The 11,158-nt window shown below is 34.8% G+C and carries 15 protein-coding genes; 14 read left to right on the top strand and 1 reads right to left on the bottom strand.

Annotated elements, in window-relative coordinates:
- Nucleotides 1–50: 50 nt before the first annotated feature.
- On the bottom strand, nt 51–1,691 hold the full coding sequence (locus ACIQ1E_RS12125; protein WP_396171568.1) for a CoA-disulfide reductase: 1,641 nt from the start codon (nt 1,689–1,691) through the stop codon (nt 51–53).
- 221 nt (nt 1,692–1,912) lie between these two features.
- Between ACIQ1E_RS12125 and ACIQ1E_RS12120 the strand changes: the two genes are divergently transcribed.
- The 14 genes from ACIQ1E_RS12120 to ACIQ1E_RS12055 all read left to right on the top strand — a co-directional run bounded on the left by ACIQ1E_RS12120 (nt 1,913) and on the right by ACIQ1E_RS12055 (nt 10,995).
- Complete coding sequence (locus tag ACIQ1E_RS12120) at nt 1,913–2,542, top strand: Crp/Fnr family transcriptional regulator (protein ID WP_396171567.1); 630 nt, start codon at nt 1,913–1,915, stop codon at nt 2,540–2,542.
- Between the two features lie 64 nt (nt 2,543–2,606).
- The gene (locus ACIQ1E_RS12115) at nt 2,607–3,410 is read left to right on the top strand and encodes a sulfite exporter TauE/SafE family protein (protein ID WP_396171566.1); all 804 of its coding nucleotides are present in this window, start codon (nt 2,607–2,609) and stop codon (nt 3,408–3,410) included.
- 169 nt (nt 3,411–3,579) lie between these two features.
- A complete protein-coding gene (locus ACIQ1E_RS12110) occupies nt 3,580–4,983 on the top strand; it encodes a rhodanese-like domain-containing protein (RefSeq protein WP_396171565.1) in 1,404 nt (467 codons plus the stop codon).
- Nucleotide 4,984: 1 nt separating this feature from the next.
- Nucleotides 4,985–5,188, top strand: coding sequence for a hypothetical protein (locus tag ACIQ1E_RS12105; protein WP_396171564.1), 204 nt, complete (start codon nt 4,985–4,987; stop codon nt 5,186–5,188).
- Nucleotides 5,185–5,487, top strand: coding sequence for a thioredoxin (gene trxA / locus ACIQ1E_RS12100; RefSeq protein WP_396171563.1), 303 nt, complete (start codon nt 5,185–5,187; stop codon nt 5,485–5,487). The genes ACIQ1E_RS12105 and trxA overlap by 4 nt, the downstream gene beginning before the upstream one ends.
- A complete protein-coding gene (locus ACIQ1E_RS12095; protein ID WP_396171562.1) occupies nt 5,488–5,685 on the top strand; it encodes a DUF6132 family protein in 198 nt (65 codons plus the stop codon). It abuts the gene before it with no gap.
- 28 nt (nt 5,686–5,713) lie between these two features.
- Nucleotides 5,714–5,917, top strand: a complete 204-nt coding sequence (locus ACIQ1E_RS12090; RefSeq protein WP_396171561.1) for a DUF2892 domain-containing protein — start codon at nt 5,714–5,716, stop codon at nt 5,915–5,917.
- A gap of 4 nt (nt 5,918–5,921) precedes the next feature.
- Nucleotides 5,922–6,227 (top strand): DUF202 domain-containing protein, encoded by a 306-nt coding sequence (locus ACIQ1E_RS12085; RefSeq protein WP_396171560.1) that lies wholly within the window; start codon nt 5,922–5,924, stop codon nt 6,225–6,227.
- Entirely contained in the window at nt 6,181–6,807 is a 627-nt protein-coding gene (locus ACIQ1E_RS12080; protein ID WP_396171559.1) for a methyltransferase domain-containing protein, read from the top strand. The genes ACIQ1E_RS12085 and ACIQ1E_RS12080 overlap by 47 nt, the downstream gene beginning before the upstream one ends.
- Nucleotides 6,808–6,894: 87 nt before the next feature.
- Nucleotides 6,895–7,488: a TetR/AcrR family transcriptional regulator gene (locus ACIQ1E_RS12075; RefSeq protein WP_396171558.1), complete on the top strand. Its 594-nt coding sequence runs from the start codon at nt 6,895–6,897 to the stop codon at nt 7,486–7,488.
- Nucleotides 7,485–8,756: a TolC family protein gene (locus tag ACIQ1E_RS12070; protein ID WP_396171557.1), complete on the top strand. Its 1,272-nt coding sequence runs from the start codon at nt 7,485–7,487 to the stop codon at nt 8,754–8,756. Before ACIQ1E_RS12075 ends, ACIQ1E_RS12070 begins: the two co-directional genes overlap by 4 nt.
- 200 nt (nt 8,757–8,956) lie before the next feature.
- Nucleotides 8,957–9,832, top strand: a complete 876-nt coding sequence (locus ACIQ1E_RS12065; protein ID WP_396171556.1) for an HlyD family secretion protein — start codon at nt 8,957–8,959, stop codon at nt 9,830–9,832.
- Between the two features lie 24 nt (nt 9,833–9,856).
- Nucleotides 9,857–10,462 (top strand): DUF2202 domain-containing protein, encoded by a 606-nt coding sequence (locus ACIQ1E_RS12060; RefSeq protein ID WP_396171555.1) that lies wholly within the window; start codon nt 9,857–9,859, stop codon nt 10,460–10,462.
- 20 nt (nt 10,463–10,482) lie between these two features.
- Nucleotides 10,483–10,995: a c-type cytochrome gene (locus ACIQ1E_RS12055; RefSeq protein WP_396171554.1), complete on the top strand. Its 513-nt coding sequence runs from the start codon at nt 10,483–10,485 to the stop codon at nt 10,993–10,995.
- Nucleotides 10,996–11,158 lie beyond the last annotated feature (163 nt).

The following is an 11,158-nucleotide window of genomic DNA, read 5'->3' as shown; positions in this document are numbered from 1 at the left end:
TCAAAATAGAGTTAAATAACCGTTTATTAAAGTAATTTTAATTTTATAGCCTAGCTATTGACCGGTTTCCACAATCCGTAGCCTCCATTTAAGTTTACAGAATAAATATTATGATTCCTTAATATGCTCTGCGCCAAATAGCCTCTTAAACCAATCTGACAGTAAATAACATATTTTTTATTCTTATCAAAAAAATCCAAGTTATCCCTCAAACTGTCTACATCCATATTAATGGCATTAGGAATGGCTCCGTTTTCGAATTCTGTTTTGGTTCTAACATCGATCAGGGTAGCATTCTCAGTCGAAAGATAACCATCCAATTGGTCGTAATTGATGAATCGCACATCGTCGTTCAGCATATTTTCAGCAACGTAGCCCAGAATGTTCACAGGATCTTTGGCAGAATTATAAGGTGGTGCATAAGCCACTTCAATTTCTTGCAAGTCATAAATTGTCAAACCACCTTTGATTGCAGTTGCTAAGACATCGATGCGTTTGTCAACTCCTTCTTGTCCCAAAGCTTGAGCGCCATAAATGGTTCCATCTTCACCAAAATTCATTTTCAAGACAATATTGGTGGCGCCTGGATAATAACTGGCGTGATTGGCTCTGGTAACGGTTACTGTTCGATACGGAATAGTATACCGTTTCAACAATTTTTCGTTGAGTCCGGTTGCCGCAACAGTCAAATCAAAGAACTTGATGATCGAAGTTCCCAAAGTTCCTTTATATGAAATTTTGTTCCCTCTAGTAATATTATCGGCCACAATTCGACCTTGACGATTAGCAGGCCAAGCCAATGGAATCAATACTTTCGCTTGATTGATGTAATGCGAAACTTCGACAGCATCGCCCACAGCATAAATATTTGGGTCTGAGGTTTGCATAAATTCGTTGACAGCAATTCCTCCGGTTACTCCCAAATCCAATCCAGCGGCTTTCGCCAAAGCATTTTCAGGCTTTACGCCAATGGCAAACACAACGGCATCAGCCAAAATGGTTTTGCCATTATTTAATTTCAATTCAATTTCATTTCCTTTTTCTTCGAAAGCTTCAACACCTGTATTGACAAGGATATTCAGGTTTTTGGCAACGGCGTGATGTTGTACCATTTTGGCAAACTCATAATCCACAGGCGCCATCACTTGGTTTCCCAATTCAATGACAGTTACATTCAATCCTTTTTCAACCAAATTTTCCGCAACTTCCAATCCAATAAAACCACCACCAACGACGGCAATATTTTTCAAATCTTTAGTTTTGGCAATAATGCGATCCATATCAGCCACATTGCGAAGCGTCATAATTTTATCGGAATCAATTCCCGGAATACCAGGTCGGAAAGGTTCAGCGCCCGGAGATAATAATAATGTATCGTAGGATTCGGTGTAGATTTCTTTGGTAATTGTATTTCTAACTTCAACTGTTTTATCTTCCTTGTTGATTTTCACCACTTCGTTAAAAATACGAACATCTAAGTTGAATCTTGTTTTTAAGGAAGTAGGAGTGTGCAATAATAATTTAGAACGCTCGGCAATAACACCACCAATATGATAGGGAAGGCCACAATTGGCAAAACTCACGTGTTCTCCTTTTTCAAAAATAATGATTTTGTTTTCTTCACTCAGTCTTCTCAATCGTGCTGCTGCAGTTGCACCACCGGCAACTCCTCCTATAATTAGTATTTTCATCTTTAAAAAAGTATTTGTATTTTTATTGAAGCAAATTTCTAAAAAAACTTCCTTGTTAATTGTAGCTTTTGTTACACAAAACCAAATGATTTTAAAATAATATTAAATTATCAATTAAAAACTTTAAAATCGTAAACAAACACCCAAAGTGTTTTCTATATTTAGGGTTAAAGTGAAAATTTTTAGCGAAATTTACATCCAAATATAATTCTAAACCAATAATGAAAGAATTACTTAAACAAACTTACGGGTTCCTATTCGAGGATAAATTAATTGAGGAAATTGTAGAAACTTCTTTACTAAGAGATTTCAAGGAAGGTGATATTCTAATTGATTTTGGTGATTCTATTCGAAAAATGCCTTTGCTTTTATCTGGTGCAATCAAAATATTACGTGAAGATTTTGATGAAGGAGAATTGCTTTTGTATTTTATCGAAAAAGGCGATACTTGCGCTATGACGATGGCTTGCTGTTTAGGAGAAACCAAAAGCGAAATACGAGCCGTTGCCGAAACCAAAGGACAATTAATTATGATTCCGATAAGTAAAATGGAAGAATGGTTAGGGAAGTACAGAAGTTGGAGAAATTACGTTTTCAATAGTTATAATAATCGTTTAAAAGAACTACTTTCAGCTATTGATAATCTGGCATTTATGAATATGGATGAACGACTCTTGAATTTCCTTATTGAAAAAGCAAAAGTGCTCAATTCTAATGAAATTCATTCGACTCATCAAGAAATTGCATACGATTTACATACTTCCAGAGTTGTCGTTTCACGTTTGCTCAAAGCATTAGAAAACAAAGGAAAGATAAGATTGAATCGAGCTTCGATTGTATTACTGAAATGAAGTAACATTTGTTACAAAATTGGAATATTAAATATCCTATTTTTGTACTTATAAAATTTCATAAATGGAAATATCCCAATTCATAGGATACATCTTAGCGGTTTTTGTCGGAATGACTCTCGGAATGTTAGGCAGCGGTGGTTCGATACTTTCGGTTCCTATATTGGTGTATGTGATGGGAATCGAACCAACATTGGCTACAGCCTATTCTTTATTTGTAATTGGAACAACCTCATTAGTTGGCGGAATTCACAAGGCCAAACAAAAATTAGTCGATTTCTATAAAGTTGTTTTGTTTGGGATTCCAGCTATATTATCCGTTTTTGTGACTCGAAAAATTCTTGTTCCTAGAATTCCGGATATAATTTTTTCGACCGAACAATTCACTTTGACTAAGTCCGACATGATAATGGTCGTTTTTGCTTTTGTTATGATTTTTGCATCGGTTCGAATGATAAAACCTTTAAAAGAAAAAATAATGGTCGAGGACGTACAACTCAATTATTTTAAAATAGCCCTAATGGGAATGCTAATTGGGCTTATTTCTGGATTTGTAGGAGCTGGAGGTGGATTTTTGATTGTTCCCACTTTACTGTTTTTTGCCAATACACCAATGAAAATGGCTGTTGGAACCTCACTTTTTATTGTTTCAGCGCAATCACTTATTGGTTTTCTAGGAGATATTATGAGTAATCAAATTATCGATTGGAAGTTGTTGGAATACTTTACATTAGCTTCAATTATTGGAATATTGATTGGAAATTTTATTGCGAAAAGGGTTGATGATATTAAACTGAAAACTGGTTTTGGTTGGTTTGTCCTTACAATGGGATTTTATATTATCATTAGGGAACTTTTTGTGTCATAATTATTTCCTAAATTGTAGCAGATGAATTTGAAATCGATTTAAAAATTGAATAAATTTACAGTATAAAACACTTTGAAAAATGAAACCCCTATGACATTAGTCATTGAAAAAATAGGTATATGACTATAGGGGTTCCATCTGACCAATAAAAAACAATAAAAATCATCAGATGAAAATTAAACAAATTTATACAGGTTGTTTAGCACAAGGTGCTTATTATATAGAAAGTAAAGGCGAAGCAGCTATTATTGATCCTTTGCGTGAAGTGCAACCTTATATCAATAAGGCGAATAAAAATAATGCAAAGATTAAGTACATTTTTGAAACCCACTTTCACGCCGATTTTGTTAGTGGCCACGTTACTTTAGCTGAAAAAACTGGTGCTCCAATCATTTTTGGACCAACCGCCAATCCTAGTTTTGAAGCCCATATTGCAACAGATGGAGAAGTTTTTCGTTTAGGAGAAATTACCATCACGGTTTTGCATACGCCAGGTCATACTTTAGAAAGTGTTTGTTATCTTTTGAAAGACAAAGAAGGTAAAGATTATGCGCTTTTTAGTGGTGATACCTTATTTTTGGGAGATGTTGGTCGTCCAGATTTAGCCCAAGCGGCGGATATGACTCAAGACCAATTGGCTGGAATTTTATATGATAGTTTGCGAAACAAGGTGATGACTTTAGCAGATGATGTCATTGTTTATCCAGCTCACGGTGCTGGAAGTGCTTGTGGTAAAAATTTAAGCAAAGAAACTGTTGGGTCTATTGGTGACCAAAAGAAAACCAATTATGCCCTTCGTGCCAATATGACTAAAGAAGAATTTATCAAGGAAGTCACAGATGGTTTATTGCCGCCGCCTTCTTATTTTCCTAAGAACGTGAAGCTCAATAAGGAAGGCTACGAAAATGTTGAAGATATTATTAGTGAAGCAATTCCTTATGATGCCGCAACTTTTGAATTAGTTGCTAACAAAATTGACACCGTTATTCTTGATGTACGTCACCAAGATGATTATTCCAAAGGACATATTCCACAATCGATTTTCATTGGTATTGACGGCGATTTTGCTCCTTGGGTTGGTGCTTTAATTCCCGATATTAAACAACCGATACTTTTGGTAACTCCTTTGGGAAGAGAGGAAGAAAGTATTACACGTTTGGCTAGAGTAGGTTATGACAATACCTTAGGTTACTTGAAAGGTGGATTTGAAACATGGAAAAATGCAGGATTAGAATACGATACTGTAAATTGGGTTACAGCCAATGGACTGGAAGAATTGATGGAAGAGAATGTACCCATTTTTGATGTTAGAAAAGAGGGAGAGTTTACTTCTGAACATGTTGAAGGAGCACATTCCACTCCTTTGGATTTTATTAACGATCATATTGCCGAATTTCCAAAAGAAGAAGAATTTTACGTTCATTGTGCTGGAGGATATCGTTCCGTGATTGCTGCTTCAATACTAAAAGCAAGGGGATATCATAACATAGTAAATGTTTTAGGTGGATTTGCCTCTATCAAAAAAACGGCAATAAAAACCACTAATTATGTATGTCCATCAACATTAAAATAAAATGAAAAGTTTACTTTTTACAAATTGGCATACAATGCGATGGGTGAGATTGGCTTTTTCCCTGTTTTTGTTCTTTCAAGCCTACGCAACTAAAGAATGGTTTTTTATCGCATTTGGATTATTTTTCTTATTTCAAGTTATCTTTAATTTAGGTTGTGGGACAAGTGGTTGTGCAGTTCCTAACAATAAATATTCTAAAAAATGAGTACTAATTTTGATACTATTATAAAGTCTGAAAAAATAGTTCTTATTGATTTTTTTGCTACTTGGTGTGGCCCTTGCAAAACATTAGCGCCAATTTTGAAACATGTTAAGGACAATCTTGGAGAAAGAATTACCATCATTAAAATTGATGTGGACAAAAACCAACAATTGGCTTCACAATATCAAGTTCGAGGTGTTCCTACAATAATTTTGTTTCAAAACGGAAAACAATTATGGCGTGAATCCGGAGTTTTGTCAAAAGAAGAAATAATAAAAATCATCGTTGAAAAAAGTAATTAAATGACCAAAAAAGCCATCATTATCACAGGAATTGGAATTGTAGTTGGCGCTGTTGCAGGCTATCTTTACTACTATTTTGTCGGTTGCGCTTCAGGAACATGCGCTATAACATCAAAACCATTCAACAGCACTTTATATGGCGCCGCAATGGGCGGATTGTTGTTCAATATGTTTATAAAATCACCTGATAAATCATAGATATTTAACCAACAAAATTTCAATAATCATGAAAGGAAACATGGGTTCTACCGACAAAATTATTAGAATTATAATTGCCCTGTTAATAGGTGTTTTGTATTACACAGGAACTATTAGCGGGACAACGGCGTTAGTTTTAGGAATATTTGCCATTATATTTGCGCTTACAAGTCTAATAAGTTTTTGTCCATTATATCTTCCACTGGGTATTTCTACTTGCAAAAAGAAATAAATAAATGATTGACAAACAAATAAATAAAGACCTTATTTTAAGAGAACGATTGGCTTTGCAAAGAACAATATTAGCCAATCAATCGACATTTTTAGCTTTTTTACGAACATCAATGTATTTTTTTGTGGCGGGCTTAAGTTTGGAAAGTTTACTGAAAATAGAGAACAGTTTTATCATTGAATGGTTCTTATTCATTAGTTCTTTTGTGATTTTTTGTATCGGTGTGTTCAATTATTTCAAGCATAAAAAAATGATTTTCGAAAATGAAAAACACATCGGAGATTATAAAATGGAATACTATGAACAATGAGAAACGCTTGGACCAAGAATATTGGGACAATCAATATAAAACTAATGCTACAGGTTGGGATTTAGGCAAAGTATCACCCCCAATAAAAGAATATATTGACACATTAAAAAACAAGAATATCAGTATTTTAATACCTGGTTGTGGTAATTCTCACGAAGCAGAATACCTTTTAAGTCAAGGTTTTACCAATATTACCCTTATAGATATCGCTCCAACATTGGTGGAAAACCTTCAAGAAAAATTCAAAAATTATCCCAATATCAAAATTGTTTTGGGTGACTTTTTTGAGCATAAAGATCAATATGATTTGGTTATTGAACAGACTTTTTTCTGCGCTTTGCCACCCACAATGCGAGAAAAATACGTGGTGGAAATGCACAAAATTTTAAAAGCTAAAGGACTTCTGGTTGGCTTATTATTCAATAAAACATTTGAATCGGGACCTCCTTTTGGCGGAAGTAAAGCCGAATATGAGCAGCTTTTTAAAGATTATTTTGACTTTAAAATTATGGAAACTTGCCATAATTCAATTGCTCCAAGAGCCAATTCCGAATTGTTTATTGAATTTAAAAAGAAATAATAGTTATAATTTAAAGTATTTCTAGCTGGAATACTTTTTTTAATTATCTTTGTTAACCAAATGGTTAAACTGTATAGTTAAAACGCAATGACGACCGAAGAAAAAATATTCAATGCTGCCCGGATAATTTTCCAAAAGAAAGGATTCGCTGGCGCACGAATGCAGGAAATAGCAGATAAAGCCGGCATCAATAAAGCGATGTTGCATTATTGTTTCAAGAACAAAGAGTTGCTGTTTCAGGCTGTTTTTATGAATGCTTTCAGTCAATTGGCGCCACAAATCAACGCCATTTTTCAATCAAATGACAGCATTTTTGATAAAATCAGGAAGTTTACGCACAGTTATATTTCGTTTGTAATGCTGAATCCCTATTTGCCCCAATTTGTGATTCAGGAAATGAACAACAATCCGGAGTTTGTAATGACATTTTTAAAAAATGAAAGCAGACCCAATCCAACCTTGATGATTGCCCAAATCGAAAAAGAAATCGCTGATGGAATCATAAAACCGATCAATCCAAAACATCTTTTAATGAATATGATTTCGATGACGGTTTTTCCTTTTGCGGCGCAAATGATGCTAAAGGGAATACTTCAAATTTCAGATGTCGAGTTTAACTCGATGATGGAAGAACGAAAAACCAGCATTGCCGAACAAATTATAAATTCTATAAAAAGATGAGACGAATATTAATTACATCCTTTTTATCAATTGTATTTTATGCCAATGCACAGCAATCTTTGACTTTGGAAGAATGTTATGCTTTGGCCAATAAAAATTATCCTATAGCCAAACAAATTGATTTACTAAAACAAAAATCCGATTTAGAAGTGGATGCCTTGCAAACGGGTAAACTTCCCAAAATAGATTTGGTTGCACAAGGAAGCTACCAAAATCAAGTGACCACTATTCCAAATCCTATGCTCGAGCCAATAAACAAAGACCAATATCGAGCGAATATTGATGTCAACCAACTCATTTATAACGGAGGATTGATTGATGCCAATACCAAACTAAAAGAAGCGCAAACCAAAACCCAGCAACAGCAGGTCGAAGTCAATTTATACCAACTCAAATCTCGAATAAACCAGTTATTTTTCTCCATTTTATACTTGCAAGAACGAAAAGAGATTTTGATTTCAAAACAAGATCAATTGCTTTCCAAGATAAAAGAGGTCAAATCTGGGATTCAATACGGTGCGATTCTACCCGCTTCCGAAAAAGTATTGGAAGCCGAGAATTTGAAAATCAAACAACAACTTTCGGAAATTCAATTCGACAAAAAACGTTTGTTCGAAAACCTTTCTTCCCTGACATTTACGACAGTTCCTGAAACGGCTATTTTGCAAAAACCAATTGTGATTACTGACGAATCTTCTCAAAATAATCGTCCAGAATTGAAATATTTTGAATTTCAAAACCAACAAATAGAAGCTTCGAAAACCGTTGTTTCCAAAAATAATTTGCCTAAAATCAACGCTTTTGGAATGGCAGGATATGGAAATCCGGGATTAAATATGGTTGATAATACGTTTCAACCCATTTTCATGGTGGGATTGAGAGCCAATTGGAATGTCTTTGATTGGAACAAATCCAAAGCTGAAAAAGACGCCTTAACGGTTTCATCGCAAATTGTTGCCACAGAAAAAGAAACCTTTTTGCTCAACAATTCCCTGCAATTACAGGAAATGAACAACGAAATACAAAAATCCGAGGAAATTATTAAAACCGATACGGAAATAATTGGTTTAAGAGAATATGTCGAAAAATCGTCAAACGCCCAATTGAAAAACGGTGTGATAACCACTTCCGAATATTTGGTGGAATTCACGAATTTATACGAATCCAGAACCAATCAAAAATTACACGAAATTCAATTGGCGTTGGCTAAGGCAAATTATCAAGTAGCTAAAGGAAGCCCCCTAACCCCCGACGGGGGAACCAATTAGTTGAATTGAATTTGTTATCAATAACCATTGCCAACGGTTTCAACCGTTGGATTATTAAAGATTGAAATTAGAATATTATGATTTCCACGATTGAAGCCGTGGGCAAAAGCTAAAAATAGGTTATGAATAACCATTGCCAAAGGTTTCAACCTTTAGATTATTAAAGATATTAATCAACAGTTTTAAAAATATAAGTAAAAATGAAAAAATTAATCACATTATTACTTCTTGCAAGTTTATTTTCCTGTAACAAAAACAACGAAAAAGCTGATGGTTACGGGAATTTTGAAGCCACCGAAGTCACGATTTCGTCGGAAGCCAACGGAAAAATCGAATATTTGAAATTGGAAGAAGGTGATATACTGGAACCCAATAGTCAAGTGGGTTTGGTTGATACGACTCAATTGTACTTCAACAAGCAACAATTAATCGCTTCAAAAAGTACGGTTTATTCTAAATCGGCTAATGTTTTGTCACAAATTAAAGTTTTACAGGAACAATTGAAAACTACTCAAATTGAGAAGAAAAGAATCCTAAATATGTTTGCCGAAAATGCCGCGACCAAACGCCAAGTGGATGAAATTGATGGGAAAGTAAGCGTTATTCAAGAACAAATAAAAAGCGTTCAAACCCAGAATGCGCCGATCGTGAACGAAGTAAAATCCATCGATGTCCAAATCGAAAAAATCAATGACCAGATTGAGAAAAGCAAAATCATCAACCCAATAAAAGGAACGGTTTTAGCGAAATATTCTGAACCAAACGAAGTGACCGCTTTCGGGAAACCGCTTTATAAAATCGCCGATATTTCGGAAATGACTTTGCGGGTTTATGTTAGCGAAACCCAATTGTCAAGCATCAAAGTGGGGCAAAAAGTAAGCGTAAAAATTGATTCTGAAAAGGAAATGAAATCCTATCAGGGAACAATTTCTTGGATTGCGTCTTCGGCTGAATTCACTCCGAAAATCGTCCAAACCAAGGAAGAAAGGGTAAACCTAGTCTATGCCGTGCAAGTTAAAGTAAAAAACGATGGCAGTTTGAAAATTGGAATGCCCGCCGAAATGTGGATAAAATAGATTTTTAACCTAAATATAGTAAGTATGACAAATATTGTTTTTGTTGCTTTACTAGCTTTATTAATGGTAAGCAACAGTTCGTATCAAGGCCATAACAAGACTTTAGTTTCATTGAGTCAGGCTGAAATTACTGATTTAAAATTTTTAAGAGAGGAAGAGAAACTAGCGCGTGACGTTTATTTGTATGCGTATGACAAATACCAATTGCATATTTTCGACAACATTTCTCGGAGTGAGCAACGACATATGGATAGTGTTATTTATCTAATGAATAAGTACGACATTCAAGACTCAGCGTCAACAGAAAGAGGAGTTTTCAACAATCCTGATTTGCAAAAACTTTATTCTAGTTTAACAAAACAAGTTGATATTTCATCAGTTGAAGCTTTGAAAGCTGGAGCCACTATCGAGGATTTAGATATCAATGACATTAATCATTTTACCGCAAATAGTACAAATGCTGATTTATTGAATGTGTACGAAAAACTAAACTGCGGTTCAAAAAATCATATTCGAGCATTTACAAGATCGTTAGAGAACAATGAAGTAACATACGCTCCCAAATACATCTCTACTGATGACTATGCCACTATTTTACGCGGTTCAAATGGAGGTTGTGGAAGAAATTAATAATCAAATATAAATATAAAATGAATGCAAATTTTTTAATAACAGTAGCCTTAGCCGTGCTGTTGACCGGCTGTAACAAACAAAAATCAACCGAAGATTTTGGTATTAGCACAGCACCAAAATCCGATACCGAAAATGCAGAAGCCTTAGCTTTGTTCAAGACAAAATGTTACGCTTGCCACAGTGTAACTACCAAAACCCATGATGAAATTATTGCTCCACCGATGATTGCCGCGAAGAAAAGGTATATGATGCAATTTGATAACAAGGAGGATTTTGTTAAAGCCGTGGTCGCCTATGCTTTGGACCCGAAAGCCGAGAATGCGTTAATGAAGGGCGCTATCGACAAATTCAAACCGATGCCAAAACAAGCATTTGAGGATGAGGATTTAAAGAAAATTGCGAGCTATATTTATGATAATGAAATTGAAACTCCTGTATGGTTTGAGGAACATTTTAAAGAAGAGCACAAGTATGGTATGGGAATGGGCAATGGAATGGGCAAAGGGAAAGGTGCCGCTAAAGCAAAATAATGATGTAACTAAATAATAGCTGAATTATGAATAAAGTAATAGGTATAGGCGTTTAGGCCGCCCAAAAACGAAAATAGTATTACCTTTGTCAAATGAGTACAAGGGAGAAATTTATAGGTGTGAATTCAATAACATTTAACAAGCGATTTAAGGAAGATGCAGA

It is taken from the genome of Flavobacterium sp., from assembly GCF_044348915.1.
Taxonomy (GTDB): Bacteria; Bacteroidota; Bacteroidia; order Flavobacteriales; family Flavobacteriaceae; genus Flavobacterium.
Note: the sequence above shows the minus strand (reverse complement) of the source record. Positions and strands in the feature narration are given on the sequence as shown.